A 19264-nucleotide genomic window follows, 5' to 3' on the forward strand; every position below is an offset into this window, starting at 1 on the left:
GGGGGAAGAATGGTAAGAGGTGTTTGGGGCGTTGATTCGGCGCAAATCGTAACGGACCAACTGTTTCAATGCGTACGGACAGAGCTCGGCTACCCGAAGTTTTGGGGCCGCTATTTGGTGGAAGTGCCGAACGTGTCAGAAGGGCTGACGCGGGACGAGATCACCCGCATCCGCAACTATGGCGTCAAAGTGCTGCCCATCTACAATGCCTTTCGTGAGGCAACCGGCTATGCGAGCGGGCAGGTGGCAGCACGCAATGCGGTGTTCCATGCGCGGCGGCTCGGCATCCCAAAAAATAAATTGCTGTTTGCTAATATCGAGGATTTTTTTGCCGTTGACGCGGCTTGGATCGCTGCTTGGGTGGAAACGCTCTATCCGACCGGGTATCGCCCGGGACTGTATGCCGATCCGACGAAAGGAGACTTCGCCGCCGCCTATTGCGAGGCAGTTGGGAGAAACAACCAAGTGGCGGTGCAGGCCGTCATTTGGAGCGCGGCCCCAAGGCCGGGAACGACGAAGGAACAAAAAGCGCCGCGCTACCAACCGGCCGCCCCGCCTTGTAGCGCGAACGTCTGGGCGTGGCAGTACGGGCGCGATGCGGATGTTTGTCCGGTTGATACGAATTTGGCGGACCGCCGCCTGCTTGACTTTTTATATTGAACAGCGCCGTTGCAGCAAGGCAACGGCCTTTTTATGACCTTGACCGGGAAGACTCCCCCTTTTGAGTGAAGCGAAAGTTGAGACGGGGAAACAGTGACCTACTTCAGCAAACAGCAAAGGGAACGTGGGGCCCTTGCTTTAACATATGGAAGTGAGTAAGGAGATCAGCATGTTTTTAGCCCGTGTCGACTATATTAATAATAGGAAAAAGAGAGTAAGCGCGGAGAACGGAAGCAGTTTAGAATTTTTTTGGTTGCAACTTAGGAACTATTTACCATGAAAGAAAGGGGGAGGGAAGTTGGATTCCTATGTCGTCCCGTTACTAGGCCGGATGAAAGAACAGTATGAACAATGGGAGACTTCGTCGCCGCTCGGCGGCGCGGAGTTGGCTCGATTTTTTGGTGCCATCGGCCGGGCGGCAGAAGCAATTGGCCGCGGCGATATCGCTGCGGAGGCGGAACGGATTCTCCGCCGGGTAAACAGGCAAAAGGAACGGAAATGGACGGCCGAGGAGGCGCTGGCGGAGATGTTTCCGCTTCTTTGCCGCTGCTATGAAGGAGGGGAAAGCCACTCTCCAATTGCTCCCTCCCTGCAGCGCCAAGGGCCGGAGGCCACCGTCCTTCTCTGTGGAAACGACCCGCTGTTTTTCGCCTATATCCGCGGGGCATTGCGGGCCGTACCATGGCGTTTCATCACACTTCCTTCTCTCGAACAGGCGAGCGCATCCATGTTTCGCCTCAACCCGGACTGCATCATCGTAGACATCGGGGAGGGCGATTTGCAAACTCCTCTTTTCGTTGCTCTGCTTGAGAACGATAGCCGTCCTTCTTACATTCCAATAGTGGTCGTTAGCGAGGATAGACGAAAAGCTGTCCATCTGAAATGTTATGAGCTTGGCGCCGACGATGTCATCGTGAAGCCGACTACAGCCGGCGAGCTGTTCATTCGTGTGCGCCGTCTCGTAGAAAAAAAGCAGAAAATGGATGAACTTGTGCTGATTGATGAGTTAACGGGCGTTTACAATCGTAAATATTTGCCGCGCGTGTATGACCGCCTGCGCAGTGATCTCGAGCGTTTCGGAGCGCCGAGCTGTTTGGCGCTGCTCGATTTGGATCATTTTAAGAAAGTTAACGACCAATTCGGCCACTTGGCGGGTGATGCAGTGCTAAAAAAGCTGGCTGCCTGTTTGCTTCAACATACGAGAGGAATGGATACGGTCGTTCGTTTCGGGGGGGAGGAGTTTGTTGTCTGGCTGGCCAAAACAACAAAAGGTGAGGCGCGCCGTGTGCTTAGGAGACTGCAGCGCCGGTTCGCCTCCGAAGAAGTTGAGGTTGATGGCGTACGTCTATCGTGCACGTTTTCCGCCGGTTTTGTTGAATGCGACGACCCGAATGAATCGCTTGACCATTGGCTAAAGCTGGCGGACAAAGCGCTGTACGCAGCCAAAAGGAACGGCGGCGACCGGATTGAAGAAGCCTGGAAGCCAACAATCTCCGCCAAGGACGGTCCGGACGGGAAACAATATCGTCCAGTGGACAAACAGCGGTGGTCTGTGGCCATTGTCGATGACGATGAACTGGCGCGGGCGGTCATCACCGATCTCGTTCGCAAGCTCGCCGCTGAGCAAGAGCGGGAAGTCGACGTTTACGAATTTGACGACGGGCTTTCCTTTCTCGAATCGCCGCTCTATCGAGACGGACGGCGCGCCGTCGTCATTTTGGATCGGGTCATGCCGAAAATGGACGGTCTTGAGGTGCTACACCATCTTCGCCGCCGGCAAACACCGCATAAAGTGATGATGCTGACGTCGCGTCAAGATGAGCGGGACATCGCGCATGCCATCGACAAAGGGGCGGATGAGTATGTAACAAAGCCGTTTAAATGGCTTGAGCTTGAAGCGCGGCTGCGCCGGTTGCTAAAGGAGCTCGATGAGTAATGGCACTCGTTTTCGCCACCGTGGCGGTCGCTGCCTTGTCGGTGGTGTTGGCCGGGGTATTCATTTATTTAATCGTACGCAAATGGCGGGAAAACCGGCGTGAGACCCAACTTCGCGCCTATAAGGAAGAGCATCGGCTCCCCCTGCTCCGCTATTTGCTCGGCGAGGAGGAGCCTTCGTTTCGTTTTTCGTCGCCGCTCGAGCGGGAAGCCGTGCTCCAACTGTTGGACAGTTTTGCTTCGCTGTTGAAAGGAAAACATGTGCAGGCGCGCATTCGCGCATTTGCCGAAGCACACTTTCAAGGTTGGCTGCGCCGTTGGTTGGCAAGTCGACACTGGGACGAACGGATGAATGCCCTGTTTTTTATCGAAGATTTGCAGATGGAAGCGATGCTCCCGGACATCGAACAACTATATCGCTCCGACCGGGTTACGCAAGGAGAGGTGGCGAAAATTTTGGTCATTTTCGCCAAATTTGATTATCGTCCGATAGTGACGTACGTATTTCAACCGAAATATGAATTGACACAATTTACATATCGAGTCATTTTCGGCCATATGAGCGAGCGGTTGCTTCAGCAAGTGAAAAAGCGGTTTGCCGAACTGCCGCCGGCGGGAAAATATGCGTTGATCGACATGATCGGCATCCGCCGCTGCCAAGAACGGCTGGTTTTGCAGCGGCTGTTGGCATCGAAACAATTGGAAATTCGCGTCCGTGCGCTCAAGGCGATGGCGGAAATCGGTGTGCCGCTTGGCGCACAACAGCTTGGACGCCACTTGCGCTCGCCGCACTGGCAAGAGAGATTGATGGCGGCCCGTCTTGCCGGGAAATGCCGGGAAGAAGAGCTGCTCCCGCTTTTGTACAGGCGGCTGGCGGATCGGTCCTTTGCTGTTCGTTCGGAGGCGGCAGCCGCCATCGCCCGTCTCCCGGGCGGCCGAGCTGTATTGCGCACAGCGGCTCGAAAAGCAGACGACCGCTATGCTCGCGATATGGCAAGGCAATGGCTCGGGAAGGAGGAGACATAGTGGGGTTATGGCAGGCACTTGTGTCGGTTATCGGGCAGGCTGTGCTCGTTTATATGACCGGTGTTGTCGTTTTTTACACATTTTTGCTCGCTGCTTCCTTTATTTATTTACGGCGCACCCGCCGGCTTGACGACTGGGAACCGTACGAGGAGCTGCTGGATGCCAGTTACGCGAAGCCGGTGTCTATTCTCGTCCCCGCCTATAATGAAGAAGCCGGCATTATCGGTTCGATTCGCTCGCTGCTCAGCATTGAATATCCGCAATATGAGGTGATCGTGATTAATGACGGTTCGACAGACCGAACGCTCGAGCGGTTGATTCAGCATTTCGGGCTTCGCCCCGTTTACCGTGTGATTCGTCACCAGCTGGCAGCAAAAGAAATCAAAACCATTTACCAGTCACCATCCTATCCACAGCTGCTCGTTCTTGATAAAGAAAACGGCGGAAAGGCAGATGCGTTAAACGCCGGGATTAACGCCGCCTGCTATCCATATATTTGTTCGATTGACGGCGATTCCGTGTTGGAGCGGCGTGCCTTTTTAAAAGTGATGAAGCCGATCATCGAGTCGGACGGGGACGTGATCGCTTCGGGGGGCAGCATCCGCATCGCCAATGGCTGCCGGATTGAGCGCGGTGACATCGTGAAGGTGGGGTTGTCACGGCGGCCGCTTGTCATTATGCAGACGATCGAATATTTACGCGCGTTTTTGCTCGGCCGTCTCGGCTTAAGCCGCCATAACTTGCTGCTGATTGTTTCTGGGGCGTTTGGCGTCTTTTCCAAACAATGGGTGATTGAAGCAGGAGGATATGCGGATACGGCCGGTGAAGATATGGAGCTCGTCGTGCGCCTGCACCGGTTGGCGCGGGAAAAAAACGAGCCGAAAAAAATTATCTCACATTTCGCACCCTGAATAAAAATTCGAAATAAGCCAGGTTTGACCGAATAAAAATTAATTATTTTACAATTTTTGTATAAAAAATTATTTTTATGCGCATATTCGGGTTGTTTTTTGTATATTATGCAAAGGTTGCGAAATATGAGATGTATATCCCGGATCCGGTTTGCTGGACGGAGGCGCCGGAAACATATGGCGACTTGCGTAAACAGCGCCGACGCTGGCATCGCGGGCTGCTTGAAAGCTTATGGCGCCATCGGCCGCTGTTGTGGAACCCGAAATATGGTTCAATCGGCCTTCTTTCTTTTCCTTATTTTTGGTTCATTGAACTTCTAGGCCCTGTCGTTGAACTGGCCGGATATATCGTGATGGTTCTTTCGCTTTTTCTTGGAAGCATATACGTCGAGTTTGCTCTTCTTTTGTTGGCGGTTTCCGTTTTATATGGATCGCTTTTGTCCGCTGCCGCTGTGTTGTTTGAGGAATGGACCGAGCGGAAGTTCCCGAACGTCTCTGATTTTGTATGGCTCTTTTTCTTCGCGCTGACGGAAACGTTTTGGTATCGCCCGCTGACGGCGTGGTGGCGATGCGAGGGAATCATCGATGCCATCCGCCGTCAAAAACAATGGGGGAGCATAAAACGAAAAGGGGTATCCGTCTAAATCCTTCGTAACGGGCATCGCTGGGAAGACAGGCGAAGCGATGCTCACAAACTTGCCTCACTATGGGAGGATGGGGGATCTTTAATAAGCAGAGAGAGGGGACGGAGGCGCCGGAAACATCCTGGCGCCTTTGACCACTTGGTTATAGTGGGGAAAGAAACATAAGATGCGACAGAGTGTTTTCATTTTTGAGAAATGACGTTTTGAAGCTGCTGATTCCATTAAATCCTCCGCCTTTCGTAGCGGCCACCGAGCCGCTTGACCGCCGGCTTTGTCAATCGTTTCGGCTTTCGTTCTGTCGATTCCTCCATCCCGGTGTAGGCGATGAGAATCGCTTTTGCCTGTGATAACGGCATCCGGGCGGAAGGGTTTCGGTATGAGTCGCTGAGCGCGCCGAGGTGCGGGAGGGTGGCGAAATCTTGTTTCGTCGGGGGAATGTGGAAATAGTAGTCGCCGACGGCAACAAGCACGTCCGATTGCTGCTGGCTATATTTCGGATTGCGGGAAAAGTGGAGGCCGACTTTTTTCGCCTTGCCTTCTTCAAGGAGTTTTTCAATCGCTTTTTTCTTGAGAAGATAAAGAAACGAAGGGTTCAATGCCGTCTTCGCATGGCGGTTGACCGTAAAAATGGCCTTGGCGATATTGTCGACCGTCAACTGCAACGGTTTCATCGACATGTCTCCTTTTTTCTTTCTATTATAACATAGTTGTGGTCTGCTTGCCCCATTTCTAGCGATGAATCAGTGAAAAGAGCGTCAGCTCCGGCGGGGAGAAAAAGCGAAGCGGCACCCTTGTTGTGCCGAGACCGCGATTGACGTACAGCACCAGCCCGCCGACGCGGTAAAATCCTTCATAATACCGTTCGGACAGCGGCGGTGTAATGAGCGGACCGATAAACGGCAGCTGAATTTGTCCGCCATGGCTATGGCCGGACAGCTGAACATGAATCGGGTAGCGGCACGTCTCAACGGCGCCATCCGGTTCGTGAACGAGGGCGATCGTATAAGTTGCCGGCGGAATGCCGGCTATCATTTTCGCCCAATCGGGCCGGCCGAGCATCATATCGTCGCCGCCGGCCACCGCGATCGCCTGTCTCCCGCGGCGGACGAGCACATGCTCGTTGACAAGGACGCGAAATCCTGCCCGCTCCATCAGCCGGCGATAAATGTCAGTCCCGTAGCCACCATGGTCATGATTTCCATAAACGCTAAATTTCCCAAGCGGAGCGCGGATGCCGGCCAACGCCTCTGCGACCGCTTCAGTGTCCGGGTATCGGTTCGCTTCATGAAGCAAATCGCCAGTAAAGACAACGAGATCGGGTCGCAGCTCATTGATGTGGGCGATGATGCGATAAAATCGTTCCAAGCTGTAATAATGGCCGAGGTGGAGGTCGCTGAACTGCAGCAGTTTCACGCCGTTAAACGCCTTCGGGATGAGCGGATGTGACAGCGTATGGTGCGTCACCGTCAAGTGCGAAGGCTCAATCCAGCGGGCGTAGCCGTAAGCGAATGATGTTGCCAGCGCCGTGACGAATCCGGTGCGTGTCAGCTTTTTCAAAAACGTACGTCGGGTCATTTTGGCCGTTTCAATCCGGTGCATCGTTCCGCCGTCCTTTCACAAGTAGCTTTATTATAACGAAAACCGGCAGGAAAGAACAATAGGAGAAAAATAATAGTGCCAAATGAGAAAGGCCCTCATTCTCAAGAAGACGGAAAGATGGACAAGGGACCGTTGAATTTTGTTTTTCGAAAAAATCAGTCATTTCTATTGAAAAGATGGAGGATTTGCCCTATGCTAGAAAAAAGAAAGAAAGAAGCCAACGTATGAATAGGATGAATGAATCATCAGTCATAGGGGGAGAGAGAATGAACGGGAAAATCATTATTGTTACCGGCGGGTCGAGTGGAATGGGAAAATATATGGCGAAGCGGTTTGTTGCTGAAGGAGCGAACGTCGTCATTACCGGGCGGCGAGCTGAGGCGCTCGAAGAGGCAAAACGGGAAATGGCCGTGCCGGACGGCGGACGGGTGCTCACCGTTCCGATGGATGTGCGCGATCCGGAGCAAGTCGCTGAGATGGTCAAAAGGGCTGATGCCGAGTTTGGCCGCATCGATGCCCTTGTCAACAATGCGGCCGGTAATTTTATTTGCCCGGCGGAAAAACTTTCGGTCAACGGTTGGAACAGCGTCATTAACATCGTATTAAACGGCACGTTTTATTGCAGCCGCGAAGTCGGCAACTATTGGATTCAGCGCGGCTTGAAGGGGAATATCGTTAACATCATTGCCACATACGCCTGGCATGCCGGCGCAGGAGTGATTCATTCGGCAAGCGCCAAGGCGGGAGTGTTGGCGATGACGCGCACACTGGCGGTCGAGTGGGGGAAAAAGTATGGATTCCGCGTCAATGCCATCGCCCCGGGGCCGATCGAGCGGACGGGCGGGGCCGAGCGGCTTTGGGAATCGGAGGAGGCAGAACGGATGACGATCGAAAGCGTGCCGCTCGGACGGCTTGGAACGCCGGAAGAGATTGCAGCGGTCGCCGCCTTTTTGCTTTCGGATGAAGCCGCCTACATCAACGGCGCCTGCATCGCGGTCGACGGCGGGCAATGGCTGAACCGGCGCCCGTTTTAGTCGAATTCCACCCGAACATCAGCAAGCTGTAAGGCGCGTGTGGCAGCAATATATCGGCCAACGGCGTCAGCAGGCGTTTTTTACTTTACATATGCGAAACGGCAGCTGCTGCCTAAGCGGATTCCCTATCGTTAGGGGCCGCTTTTTTTCGTGCCGGGAAAGGTTGGGCAATATGGTATAATAAAGGCAAAGATGGTCGACAAGAATGAGGTGAGCATGATGGATGCATTAGACGTTATGACCAACTTGTCGCAAGCGATCCCCCACTATCAACCGATTTTTAGCGCCGATGAGCATGGCGTCGTCGGGTATGAAGTGCTTGGACGCTTTCAAACGGAAGCGGGGCCGGTCAGCCTCGGGCCGTTTTTTCATGACGAAACAATCCCGGAAGAGTTTCGCATTGAAGTGGATGATGTCATCACCAAAAAGGCGCTTGATTATTTTCTCACGCTGCCCGATCAGACGCTGCTCATCTTTATAAATCGTGATGCCAATTTGTTAATGCTTGACCGCGGCGAATCGTTTTTACAGTTGCTCCTTTCCTATGAAGCGAAAGGATTGGCGCTTAGCCGTATTGTATTGGAAATTAACGAGCAGCATTTTAAAGGCGATTTGGATCAGCTCAGCCATTTACTGACGTATATCCGTACGTATGGCATTAAGGTGGCGGTTGACAACATCGCGGAACATAGCATTCATCTCGAGCGGATCGGCGTTTTGTCACCCGACATTTTAAAAATCGATTTGCACGAATTGCGAAAAACGTCTGTCCACCAAGCTTATCAAGAAATTGTTCATTCCATTTCGCTGTTGGCCCGCAAAATCGGGGCAACGCTTCTGTATGAGGACATTGAAACGTCATTTCAGCTCCAGTACGCCTGGCGGCATGGCGGCCGCTACTACCAAGGGTATTATTTGGCGAAGCCGGCGCCGGAAGTCGTGCCGCGCGATTTGTTGAAAGAGTTGCTCCGCCAAGAATGTCATCGCTTCATCCAACAGGAAAAGAAAAAGCTCGAAACGCTGTATCAAATTTCTGAGCAGTTTCAGCAGCGGATTACGGCGCTGCTTGGCAAATACAAAAAAGCGGGTGACTTTAATGAGCTCATTTCACTGTTGGCCGGCGAGCTTGATGACGTCTGTTTCCGCATTTACGTCTGCGATGAAGACGGTTTCCAGCAGTCCGGCAATATGTTTAAGCGCGGTGGACGCTGGGAGTTGGAGCGGCAATATTTCATGAAAAATTGGAGCTGGCGCCCGTATTTTTTGGAAAACATCATCCGTATGCGTTCGCGCCGGAGAGGGATTTTATCGGATTTATATACAGACATTGAAACCGGGGAAACGATCCGGACGTATTCATATCCGATTGACGAGCGCCATTATTTGTTTATTGACTTGTCTTACAGCTATTTGTTTGAGCATGACGCTCATTATTGACCGTATAAAATCACCTCGTTGCGGCAAAGTAAACATGAGGTGAAACTTATGGCACAGCTCACTTTTGTGTTATCTGCCCTCTCTGTACTGATCGCGGTCATCGGGTTCGTCTATACGGTTCGCCTTGGTCGCCAACAGCGCTGGCAAGGGGAGCTTGACGGGCCGATTCCGAAAACGGTGCAAGAACATGCGTATATGCGCAACCCGATGTTGCTCGCTTACGTGCTTGCGGTTTTGCTCGCTATTTTTGCCATCGGTTATTTGGCACTGCGCTATTATTGAGAGAAAGGGCCATCCCGTTCGCATGGATGGCCTTTTTCGTTGTCCGCAAATAACGCTTTTTTCCACGACTTTTTCCCCTTGCTGCTGAATATATATGAAAGCGGAAGAGGCAAAGGGGGAATGGAGATGGCGAAGCGGCTGCCGCTCAAACTGTCGGGCGAGGAGGCGTCACTGTTGCTTGAGGTGATGTTCAGCCAGCAATATGCGCTCGAACTTGTCCGTTCTGAGCTGGCGGATATTGAAAACGGGGATAAAGAGGCTGATGAACAGAGATACCGGCAGCTTTTGCGTTTGTATGACCGGCTGTTGACAGAGGAAGGATAAAAACAAGGCATGATGCTATCGCTTGTAAAGAAGCGATAGTCTTTTTTATGATATCATACAGGTGGAGAGGAGAAGATGCATACAGAGAAAGGCGGAACGTATGGATGAGCTTATTTATGAATGATGAATGGGCGAACATGACTGTCAAGCCGTTTTTGATTCCAGCTGACAAGGTGGCGCACGTCCAGGTGGGCAATTATTTGGATCATGCGCTCCTTGTCCTCACAAAAACCGGCTATTCGGCGATCCCAGTGCTTGATACATCGTACAAGCTGCATGGGTTGATTGGCATGACGATGATTATGGACGCGATCTTAGGATTGGAGCGCATCGAATTTGAACGGCTTGAGACGATGAAAGTCGAAGAAGTGATGAACCGAAACATTCCGCGCTTGCGGCTTGACGACCGGCTTTGGAAAGCGGTGGGACTCATCGTCAACCATCCGTTCGTCTGTGTAGAAAACGATGATGGCTATTTTGAAGGAATTTTTACCCGGCGGGAAATTTTAAAGCGGCTGAATAAAGAATTGCGCAAACAAAAAGGAACGCCTAAGCCGTAGACGGGTGTGCCCGGGAATTTATGCTTGTCACGATCATCTTTGTTTTGCTACAGTAAAGAAGGAACGAACATGGACAAGGAGGAGCAATGGCCCATGAAAATGATGGATGCGAACGAAATCATCTCATTTATCCAAAACAGCAAAAAATCGACCCCGGTCAAAGTATACATAAAAGGGAACATGGAAGGCATTGACTTCGGCCCGGGCGCAAAAACGTTCATCGCTGGCAACGCCGGCGTCGTGTTTGGCGAATGGCAAGACATTCAAGCTGCAATCGAAGCGAATCAAGACAAAATCGAAGATTATGTCGTCGAAAATGACCGCCGCAATTCAGCCATTCCGCTTTTGGATTTAAAAGGAATCAAGGCGCGCATCGAGCCGGGCGCCATTATTCGCGACCATGTGGAAATCGGTGACAACGCCGTTATTATGATGGGAGCGGTCATTAACATCGGCGCCGTCGTCGGTGAAGGGACGATGATCGATATGAACGCCGTGCTCGGCGGCCGGGCGACGGTAGGGAAAAACTGCCATGTTGGCGCTGGTGCGGTGTTGGCCGGAGTGATTGAACCGCCATCGGCCAAGCCGGTGATCATTGAAGACGATGTGCTTATCGGCGCGAATGCCGTCATTTTGGAAGGCGTCACCGTCGGCAAAGGGGCGGTCGTCGCTGCCGGCGCGGTCGTCGTCGAAGACGTGCCGCCGTATACAGTCGTGGCCGGCATCCCGGCGCGCGTCATTAAGCAAATTGACGAACAAACGAGGGCGAAAACGGAAATGAAACAAGAACTTCGTCAATTATAATCACGCAAAAAAGCTGTCCGCCTACAGGGCAGCTTTTTTCCAATGGAGGAGAGAAGATGGAAGCGATCAGTCCATTTGTCGCCATTCGCCGGGATTTGCATAAAATTCCTGAGCTTGGGTTTCAAGAGTTTAAAACACAGCAATATTTGTTGAATTATATTCGATCCCTGCCGCAAGAGCGGCTTGACGTCCGAACATGGAAAACGGGCATTTTTGTCAAAGTGAAAGGAACATCGCCGCGAAAAACGATCGGCTATCGCGCCGATATCGATGGCTTGCCGATCGGTGAAGAAACCGACTTGCCATACCGCTCTGAGCATGAAGGGCAGATGCATGCGTGTGGCCATGACGTTCATATGAGCATCGCCCTTGGCGTGCTTGCCCATTTTGCCCGTAACCCGATCAAAGACGATTTGCTGTTTATTTTCCAGCCGGCGGAAGAAGGGCCGGGCGGGGCGAAACCGATGTTAAAAAGCGATATCATGCGCGAGTGGAGGCCGGATATGATCGTCGCCTTGCATATTGCCCCGGAATATCCGGTCGGCACGATTGCGACGAAAGAAGGACTACTGTTTGCCAATACGTCGGAGCTGTTTATCGATTTAAAAGGGAAAGGCGGCCATGCGGCTTTTCCCCATTTGGCGAATGATATGGTTGTTGCCGCCTGCACGCTCGTAACCCAGCTGCAGTCGATCGTCGCCCGTAACGTCGACCCGCTTGACAGTGCGGTGATTACAATCGGGAAAATTACCGGCGGGACAGTACAAAACGTCATCGCGGAACGCGCCCGGCTTGAAGGGACGATCCGGACGTTGTCGACCGCTGCGATGCAGGCGGTGAAGCGGCGGATTGAAGCGATCGTCCGGGGAGTGGAAGTGGCCTACGAATGCGAAGCGGCGATCGATTACGGCGCCATGTACCATGAAGTGTACAACGACCCGGCATTGACGGCGGAATTTATCCAATTTGCCGCCACTCGCTCCGATATGACCGTCATCCGTTGCAAAGAGGCGATGACGGGTGAGGATTTTGGTTATATGTTGGCGGAGATTCCCGGTTTTATGTTTTGGCTTGGCGTTGATTCGGCGTACGGGCTGCATCATGCGAAGCTGGCTCCGAATGAAGCAGCGATCGACCGGGCCATCGACTTTTTAATCAGCTATGTTTCGTGGAAAGGAAATATGGAATGAAGTATAGTTCCGCCTCTATTAAGGCACATTATGTGTGTGAGGAGGTGGAGTGTGATGGCGAAAATCGGTGTTGAGCAATCGCTGACCGATGTGCAGGAGGCGTTGAAGGAAAGAGGGTATGACGTTGTTCCGCTGCGCGGAGAACAAGATGCCAGAGGCTGCGATTGCTGCGTCATTACCGGCTTGGATCCAAACGTCGCCGGCATCCAAAACATTGTCACGTCCGGCCCGGTCATTGAAGCGAGCGGACTTACAGCAGAAGAAATTTGCCAAAAAGTTGAACAAAAGCTTCGGTAACGATTGTCGGGCTGTGTGCGCCAGCAGCCCGTTTTTTATGGGGCCGACAGCATAGGCAAACCTAATGGGAAGGTTGGGTCAACCAATAAGGAGGCAGCGGCCGTTCCTTCTCAAAACAGAAACAACGAAACGATGACGAACAGTCATTAGTGATAACCGTCGATCCAAAATAGGGGGAGTCGCCATGAATGACGTCGGTGATCGGTATGGCATCGATATTTTTTCGCAATGGAGGGATTACATATGGCAGAGCGCTTAGTCGGGAAACAAGCGCCGCGTTTTGAAATGGAAGCCGTCCTGCCGAACGGAGAATTTGGCCGCGTCAGCCTTGAGGAAAACATGAAAAACGGCAAATGGACCGTGCTGTTTTTTTACCCGCTCGACTTTACGTTCGTTTGTCCGACAGAAATTACGGCCATCTCCGACCGTTATGATGAGTTCGAAGACTTAGATGCGGTCGTGATCGGCGCGTCGACCGACTCGGTTTACTCCCATAAGGCGTGGATGGACGTGCCGCGCGATCAAAACGGCATCGGCCAAATTAAATACCCGCTCGCCGCTGATCGGACGCAGCAAGTTTCGCGCGATTACGGCGTGCTTATCGAGGAAGAGGGCGTCGCGCTGCGCGGTTTGTTCATCATCGATCCGGAAGGCGAGCTGAAATATGCCGTCGTTCACCATAATAACATCGGCCGCGATGTTGATGAGATCTTGCGCGTGCTGCAAGCGCTGCAAACCGGCGGCCTCTGCCCGGCAAACTGGAAGCCGGGGCAAGCGACGTTGACGGTATAAGGAGATTCGCGTGAATCATAAAGAAAGGTCTAACGGGCGTTAGACCTTTCTTTTCCGATGGGGGGATGAAGCGTGAAACGGCGCGAACTAATGCCGGAGCTGACTGGGGCAATGGCCACGTTAAATGGGACAGTATCAAGGGATGAGTTGATCGGCGAAAAACCGGCGTTTATCCATTTTTGGTCGGTCAGCTGCCATTTGTGCAAAGAAGCGATGCCGCAAGTGAACGAATTCCGCGGCCGGTATAAAGACAAGCACAATGTCAGATCTGTTCATATGCCGCGCTCGGAACACGATTTGGACATTGGGCTTGTGAAAAAAACAGCTGAAGAGCACGGCATTATCCAGCCGATTTTAGTCAATAACGAGCATAAAATTACGTGTTTGATTCCGAAGGGAAGCTCCGCCATTTCCAAGCGGGCAGCAGCGGCATGAAAATGCTTGAAAAACGTGTCAATCGCGTGCTCGAAGAAACGGAAAAGGCGGAGCAGGCATAATGGGCGGTTGAAAAGGAGCGAAGCATTATTTTCGATCCTTTTCTTTTTTGCTACAATAAGGGGAAAAAGTGATGATTGACAAGAGATGGAGGAATCAACGGTGAAAAAGAAACAGTTTGCCGTCATCGGCCTCGGACGGTTTGGCGGCAGCATTTGCCGCACGTTGAGCGAACAAGGGATGGAAGTGCTCGCGATTGACATTGATGAAGACCGGGTGAATGAATTTGCGGCGATCGCTTCGCACGCTGTTGTCGGCGACACAACTGATGAAAATGTGCTGAAAAGCTTAGGTGTCCGCAACTTTGACCATGTCATTGTGGCGATCGGCGACAACATTCAGGCGAGCATTTTGACGACGCTCATTTTAAAAGAGCTCGGTGTCAACCATATCACCGTCAAGGCGACGAACGATTACCATGAAAAAGTGCTCAAAAAAATCGGCGCTGACCAGATCGTGCACCCGGAGCGGGATATGGGCGAGCGGATCGCCCATAATCTTATTTCAAACAACGTCTTGGACTATTTGGAGTTGTCGGACAAACATAGCATCGTCGAAATTGTGGCGAGTGAGCGGCTTGACGGCCATTCGCTTTTGGAGCTGGACATCCGCGCCCGTTACGGCATTAACATCGTCGCCATTAAGCGTGGGGCAAGCGTCATCGTCTCCCCGCTCGCCTCGGAAATCATCCGCAAAGGCGATGTGTTGGTCGTGATCGGTGCTGACAGTGACATCGACCGGTTTGAGGAAAAAGTCGTCGGCTAATGTGAAGAAACGAAGCCTCCGCCCTTGGGGTTCGCTCTAGCTTTGTTTTTGGCGGAAAGGGAAGTACCCGGCGCTTCACACTCACGGACGGCAGTGTTTACAAGTCGATTGTATAAAAAAGGGGGCCTTGTGAAAGGCTCCCTTTTTTGGAGGCGTTTATATCGGTACAAATCTCTGCGTCAGGCTTAATCGAACCGCCGTATATCGAACGGTACGTACGGTGGTGGGAGACGACGAGGGCTAGTCCTCCTCTCCTGCTCAATTAAATCTCCATGATGATCGGCAAAATCATCGGCCGCCGTTTCGTTCGTTCGTACAAGAACGGAGCGAGCGTTTCTGTAATTTCATTTTTAATTTCCGACCATTGATTTGTTTTCCGTTCGAGCACTTTTTCGAGGTGTTTGGCGATGAGCGCCTGCGCTTCACTGATTAAGTCGCCTGACTCGCGCATGTAGACAAAGCCGCGCGAAATGATATCCGGACCGGCAGCGATTTTGAACTCTTTCATGTTGATGCTGACGACAACGATCACAAGCCCTTCCTCCGATAGAATGCGGCGGTCGCGCAAGACGATGTTGCCGATGTCACCGACGCCGCTGCCGTCGATGTAGACGGAGCCGGACGGAATTTTGCCGACGATGCGCGCTTCGCTGTCGCTGATGCCGAGCACTTCGCCGTTATCCATAATAAAGCAGTTTGCCTCCGGCACGCCGCAATCAATGGCGAGCTTAGCATGCATTTTTTGCATCCGGTATTCGCCGTGGATCGGCATAAAATATTTTGGTTTCATCAACCGGATCATGAGTTTTTGCTCTTCTTGCCCGCCGTGTCCGGACGTGTGGATATCGCTGAGCGGGCCGTGGATCACTTCGGCGCCGGCCCGGTACAGCATGTTGATCGTCCGGTTGACGCTCACCGTGTTGCCCGGAATCGGCGACGAAGAAAAGACGACCGTGTCGCCTGGGATGATTTGAATTTGCCGATGCGTGCCGTTGGCAATGCGCGACAAAGCCGCCATCGGTTCACCTTGGCTGCCGGTGCATAAAATCGTCACCCGGTTGGCCGGCAGCCGGTTGATTTCATTCGCATCGACGAACGTACCTTTCGGACATTTAATGTAGCCGAGATCTTGACCGATTTCAATGGCCGCTTCCATACTGCGGCCGAAGACGGCGATTTTTCGGTTATTGGCGACCGCGGCTTCCGTCACTTGCTGAAGCCGGTGAATATTGGAGGCAAACGTCGCGAAAATAATCCGTCCATCCACTTTGCGGAAAATGTCATGAATGCTTTCACCGACACGCCGCTCAGACATCGTAAAATGTGGAATTTCGCTGTTTGTGCTGTCTGACAGCAAGCAAAGAACGCCTTCTTTCCCGATTTCGGCCATTTTCGTCAAATTGGCCGGCTCGCCGACCGGTGTGAAGTCAAATTTAAAGTCTCCGGTATGGACGATTTGCCCGACCGGCGTTTTGACAACGATGCCGTAGCTGTCCGGGATGCTGTGCGTCGTCCGGAAAAAGGTGACCGCTGTTTTTTGGAAACGGATGACATCATCTTCGCGAATTTCAATGAGTTTAGCCTGACGAAGCAATCCGTGTTCCTCGAGTTTGTTGCGGATAAGTCCGAGCGCCAGTTTGCCGCCGTAAATGGGGATGTTCACCTGCCGGAGTAAATATGGGATGCCGCCAATATGGTCCTCATGTCCGTGGGTAATGAACAACCCTTTTACTTTTTCGGCATGTTTGACTAAATACGAATAGTCAGGGATCACGTAGTCAATGCCAAGCAATTCGTCTTCCGGAAATTTAATGCCCGCGTCGATGACAATAATTTCGTCTTGAAATTGTACGCCGTATGTATTCTTCCCGATTTCACCCAGTCCGCCGAGGGCAAACACGCCAACTTGTTGATCGGTCAATAGTTTCATGATGAAGTCTCCAATACTTGAAAGTTAGTGCTTCGCTTTTCGTACTCCAAATGCGCTCCCTCTAACGGCTGAATATACTCGATATTGATCGGACGGTCCTGCAGTTTTCGGCGTACGTCCCGCTCTGACTCGGCTTCGATATACAGCGTTTTCGTTTTTTCTCTCACGGGCACTTCATCTGCATTTTCTTGATAAAACACTTTGAAAATCATCGTGAACTCTCTCCTTATCGTACAATGATTGCTTTTTTATTATATAGGAATTAACCATCGTTTTCATGTTTTTTATTGCCAAAAGCAAAAAGCAGGCGAGGGATGTGCCGACGATATGTACCATCTTTGACGAGTTTCAATTGTTTCATTCGCCAAAGTGGGAAAGAAGCCCTTCGTGCGGAAGGGCTATTGTTGGAACAGTTAGGCGATCAGTTTTTTTCGGAGCAAATCTTTCCATTGTTGAAGCAGCTTTTTTTTCAGCTTTTTCAACATTTTTCATCACTCCTTACTTTTTATTGTACTCATTTTGCGACGAAAGTAAATGTTCTATTATATATGATATGTAGGCGAAGGTTTGTTTTTCGTGGGTAAAAATGGAACGAATCGTGGCGTTTCGGTTGACATCTAGCCCGTTTTTCAGTACGGTAGACAGTGAATATATTTTCGGCAAGGGGAAGAGAATGTGGGCAGAAAAATCGTATTTTTCGACATCGACGGCACGCTCCTTGACGAGCAAAAACAGTTGCCGCCGTCAACGATTGAGGCGATCCGCCGACTGAAACAGGCCGGCGTCTATGTGGCCATCGCCACCGGACGGGCGCCGTTTATGTTTGAACATGTACGCTGCCAGCTTGGCATTGATTCATTCGTCAGTTTTAACGGTCAATACGTCGTTTTTGAAGGGAACGTGCTGTATAAGCAGCCGCTCCGTCGCGAGAAGCTGAGGGCGCTGATGGAAGAGGCCCACCAAAACGGTCATCCGCTCGTCTTTATGGATGCGGAGAAAATGAGAGCGAGCGTCGACGACCACCCGCATATTCACGTCAGCATGGGAAGCTTGAAGTTTGCCCATCCGCCCGTCGACCCTTTGTATTACGAAAACAAAGATATTTATCAAGCGCTGTTGTTTTGCCGCGCTGAAGAAGAAGCGCCGTATGTGCGCAACTATCCGGAATTCCGCTTTGTTCGTTGGCACGATGTGTCAACGGACGTGCTGCCGGCGGGCGGCTCAAAGGCGGAAGGGATCCGCCTTATGATCGAGAAGCTTGGGATTAGCAAAGAAGATGTGTATGCGTTCGGCGATGGACTAAATGATATCGAAATGCTGTCGTTCGTTGGAACCGGGGTGGCAATGGGCAATGCCCATGAGGAAGTGAAACGGGTCGCCGATTTTGTCACCAAACCGGTCGCCGAGGAAGGCATCTGGCACGGGCTCAAGCAATTGCAATTGCTTCCATAAAAAACGGTCTCCGCTCATCTGGCGGGACCGCTTTTTGTTTGTAAAAAACGTCGGGCGCCGCCCGGAACTTGACATTGTTTCAGCGCCCGATCGGGATCGCTCCTTCCGGCGCTTTAAACGGGTCGGCCGGATTGATATGGTCGTAAAACATAATGCCGTTTAAATGATCAATTTCATGCTGAAAGACGATAGCTGGCAATCCCTTAAGGCGCAAGGTGACTTCTTCGCCGTCGATCGTTGTGCCGGTGACGGTGATGCGGGCGTAGCGCGGCACATACCCTGGCACATCGCGGTCGACGGACAGGCAGCCTTCCCCGGTTGTCAAATAACATTGCTGTACAGAGTGGCTGACGATTTTCGGGTTGAACAAGGCGTAGCTGTATAGCGTTCCGTTTTCGTCAGTAACATGGACGGCGATCATCCGCTTTGATACGTTAATTTGCGGAGCGGCCAGCCCAATGCCGGGCCGCAAGCCGTACTTGGCCGCCAGTTCCGGGTCTTGGCTCGTTTTGACATAGTCAAGCAAGCTTTGCAAAATGCGCTTGTCTTCCTCCGAAGGCGGCAGTGGAACGGGCTCGGCGATCTTCCGCAGCGTCGGATGTCCTTCTTTAATGATATCTTTCATCGTGATCATCCGCTTTTTCACTCCCTGTCTTTGGCATGGCTGTTTATATTTTAGTCTAACAAAAATGCTCACATGCCGTAAATGAAAATGCGGTTGTCTAGATATATTATTGAGGAATAAAGAAAAAATAACATTTATGTTAGAAAACGCTCTCAACAATAAGAAAGGTGGCAACATGATTTATATTTTTTCAAAAATATAACACAGAATTAATACAGTCATTCGCCTATGTAATATAACAGTTTTATAAAACTGACCTCTATTAACCAAATATATCCATTCCAGAAAGAGAAAAAACAAGACAAATCAAAGAGATTGACGACTAAAAAAATAAAGTGTAAACTAAATCTTGTGGATGGACATTGTACTAATTTGAAAGTAAAAAACAATAATACAGATTTGGGCGCCTGATTCGTTTGCAGCGGCGCCAAGTGGTGGCCCTTTTTTATTTCTTCTTCATTTTGGGTACATTAATAGTATATGGGTGAATGTAGCCTGATTT

General features: G+C 51.4%; 20 protein-coding genes and 3 pseudogenes. 17 read left to right on the top strand and 6 right to left on the bottom strand.

Features of this window, described 5'->3' with window-relative positions:
* Window positions 1-9: 9 nt before the first annotated feature.
* The 5 genes and pseudogenes from ACTVDO_RS06435 to ACTVDO_RS06455 all read left to right on the top strand — a co-directional run.
* A complete protein-coding gene (locus tag ACTVDO_RS06435; protein WP_442901232.1) occupies window positions 10-660 on the top strand; it encodes a glycoside hydrolase domain-containing protein in 651 nt (216 codons plus the stop codon).
* Between the two features lie 298 nt (window positions 661-958).
* The gene (locus ACTVDO_RS06440) at window positions 959-2596 is read left to right on the top strand and encodes a diguanylate cyclase (protein WP_020959164.1); all 1638 of its coding nucleotides are present in this window, start codon (window positions 959-961) and stop codon (window positions 2594-2596) included.
* Window positions 2596-3621, top strand: coding sequence for a HEAT repeat domain-containing protein (locus ACTVDO_RS06445; protein ID WP_020959165.1), 1026 nt, complete (start codon window positions 2596-2598; stop codon window positions 3619-3621). Before ACTVDO_RS06440 ends, ACTVDO_RS06445 begins: the two co-directional genes overlap by 1 nt.
* A 53-nt stretch (window positions 3622-3674) precedes the next feature.
* Window positions 3675-4514: pseudogene (locus ACTVDO_RS06450) on the top strand (glycosyltransferase family 2 protein); the annotation flags it as partial.
* 152 nt (window positions 4515-4666) lie between these two features.
* Window positions 4667-5176: pseudogene (locus tag ACTVDO_RS06455) on the top strand (glycosyltransferase); the annotation flags it as partial.
* Between the two features lie 221 nt (window positions 5177-5397).
* On the opposite strand, the gene ACTVDO_RS06460 reads toward ACTVDO_RS06455, so the two are convergent.
* Complete coding sequence (locus ACTVDO_RS06460) at window positions 5398-5847, bottom strand: YkyB family protein (RefSeq protein ID WP_020959166.1); 450 nt, start codon at window positions 5845-5847, stop codon at window positions 5398-5400.
* A 58-nt stretch (window positions 5848-5905) separates the two neighbouring features.
* Complete coding sequence (locus ACTVDO_RS06465; protein ID WP_020959167.1) at window positions 5906-6775, bottom strand: metallophosphoesterase; 870 nt, start codon at window positions 6773-6775, stop codon at window positions 5906-5908.
* Window positions 6776-7041: 266 nt separating this feature from the next.
* Between ACTVDO_RS06465 and fadH the strand changes: the two genes are divergently transcribed.
* The 11 genes and pseudogenes from fadH (at window position 7042) to ACTVDO_RS06520 (ending at window position 14755) form a co-directional block, all read left to right on the top strand.
* Window positions 7042-7809 carry a 2,4-dienoyl-CoA reductase gene (gene fadH / locus ACTVDO_RS06470; RefSeq protein WP_020959168.1) on the top strand — a complete coding sequence of 256 codons (768 nt, stop codon included), beginning with the start codon at window positions 7042-7044 and terminating at the stop codon, window positions 7807-7809.
* Window positions 7810-8028: 219 nt separating this feature from the next.
* On the top strand, window positions 8029-9246 hold the full coding sequence (locus tag ACTVDO_RS06475; protein WP_020959169.1) for an EAL domain-containing protein: 1218 nt from the start codon (window positions 8029-8031) through the stop codon (window positions 9244-9246).
* 48 nt (window positions 9247-9294) lie between these two features.
* Window positions 9295-9528, top strand: a complete 234-nt coding sequence (locus ACTVDO_RS06480; protein ID WP_020959170.1) for a hypothetical protein — start codon at window positions 9295-9297, stop codon at window positions 9526-9528.
* Window positions 9529-9654: 126 nt separating this feature from the next.
* Complete coding sequence (gene abbA / locus ACTVDO_RS06485; protein WP_020959171.1) at window positions 9655-9852, top strand: antirepressor AbbA; 198 nt, start codon at window positions 9655-9657, stop codon at window positions 9850-9852.
* Window positions 9853-9956: 104 nt separating this feature from the next.
* On the top strand, window positions 9957-10412 hold the full coding sequence (cbpB, locus tag ACTVDO_RS06490; protein WP_020959172.1) for a cyclic-di-AMP-binding protein CbpB: 456 nt from the start codon (window positions 9957-9959) through the stop codon (window positions 10410-10412).
* A 93-nt stretch (window positions 10413-10505) separates the two neighbouring features.
* Window positions 10506-11216 carry a 2,3,4,5-tetrahydropyridine-2,6-dicarboxylate N-acetyltransferase gene (gene dapD, locus ACTVDO_RS06495; RefSeq protein WP_020959173.1) on the top strand — a complete coding sequence of 237 codons (711 nt, stop codon included), beginning with the start codon at window positions 10506-10508 and terminating at the stop codon, window positions 11214-11216.
* Window positions 11217-11272: 56 nt separating this feature from the next.
* On the top strand, window positions 11273-12406 hold the full coding sequence (locus ACTVDO_RS06500; protein WP_020959174.1) for an N-acetyldiaminopimelate deacetylase: 1134 nt from the start codon (window positions 11273-11275) through the stop codon (window positions 12404-12406).
* Window positions 12407-12460: 54 nt separating this feature from the next.
* Window positions 12461-12703: a YkuS family protein gene (locus tag ACTVDO_RS06505; RefSeq protein WP_020959175.1), complete on the top strand. Its 243-nt coding sequence runs from the start codon at window positions 12461-12463 to the stop codon at window positions 12701-12703.
* A 243-nt stretch (window positions 12704-12946) separates the two neighbouring features.
* Window positions 12947-13495, top strand: coding sequence for a peroxiredoxin (locus ACTVDO_RS06510; RefSeq protein ID WP_020959176.1), 549 nt, complete (start codon window positions 12947-12949; stop codon window positions 13493-13495).
* Window positions 13496-13567: 72 nt separating this feature from the next.
* Window positions 13568-13992, top strand: a pseudogene (locus ACTVDO_RS06515) (TlpA family protein disulfide reductase).
* Window positions 13993-14092: 100 nt separating this feature from the next.
* Entirely contained in the window at window positions 14093-14755 is a 663-nt protein-coding gene (locus tag ACTVDO_RS06520) for a potassium channel family protein (protein ID WP_041267868.1), read from the top strand.
* A 262-nt stretch (window positions 14756-15017) separates the two neighbouring features.
* Here the strand turns inward: ACTVDO_RS06520 and rnjA are convergent, their stop codons facing one another.
* The 3 genes from rnjA to ACTVDO_RS06535 all read right to left on the bottom strand — a co-directional run bounded on the left by rnjA (window position 15018) and on the right by ACTVDO_RS06535 (window position 17177).
* Complete coding sequence (gene rnjA, locus ACTVDO_RS06525; RefSeq protein ID WP_020959178.1) at window positions 15018-16685, bottom strand: ribonuclease J1; 1668 nt, start codon at window positions 16683-16685, stop codon at window positions 15018-15020.
* Window positions 16682-16897, bottom strand: a complete 216-nt coding sequence (locus ACTVDO_RS06530) for a DNA-dependent RNA polymerase subunit epsilon (RefSeq protein WP_020959179.1) — start codon at window positions 16895-16897, stop codon at window positions 16682-16684. The genes rnjA and ACTVDO_RS06530 overlap by 4 nt, the downstream gene beginning before the upstream one ends.
* Before the next feature lie 145 nt (window positions 16898-17042).
* Window positions 17043-17177 carry a hypothetical protein gene (locus tag ACTVDO_RS06535; protein ID WP_020959180.1) on the bottom strand — a complete coding sequence of 45 codons (135 nt, stop codon included), beginning with the start codon at window positions 17175-17177 and terminating at the stop codon, window positions 17043-17045.
* Between the two features lie 183 nt (window positions 17178-17360).
* Between ACTVDO_RS06535 and ACTVDO_RS06540 the strand changes: the two genes are divergently transcribed.
* A complete protein-coding gene (locus ACTVDO_RS06540) occupies window positions 17361-18137 on the top strand; it encodes a Cof-type HAD-IIB family hydrolase (protein WP_442901233.1) in 777 nt (258 codons plus the stop codon).
* Window positions 18138-18216: 79 nt separating this feature from the next.
* On the opposite strand, the gene def is transcribed toward ACTVDO_RS06540, so the two are convergent.
* The gene (gene def, locus ACTVDO_RS06545; protein WP_020959182.1) at window positions 18217-18771 is read right to left on the bottom strand and encodes a peptide deformylase; all 555 of its coding nucleotides are present in this window, start codon (window positions 18769-18771) and stop codon (window positions 18217-18219) included.
* Window positions 18772-19264 lie beyond the last annotated feature (493 nt).

The sequence above is a fragment of the Geobacillus sp. BK01 genome (assembly GCF_052220245.1).
Classification (GTDB): Bacteria; Bacillota; Bacilli; order Bacillales; family Anoxybacillaceae; genus Geobacillus.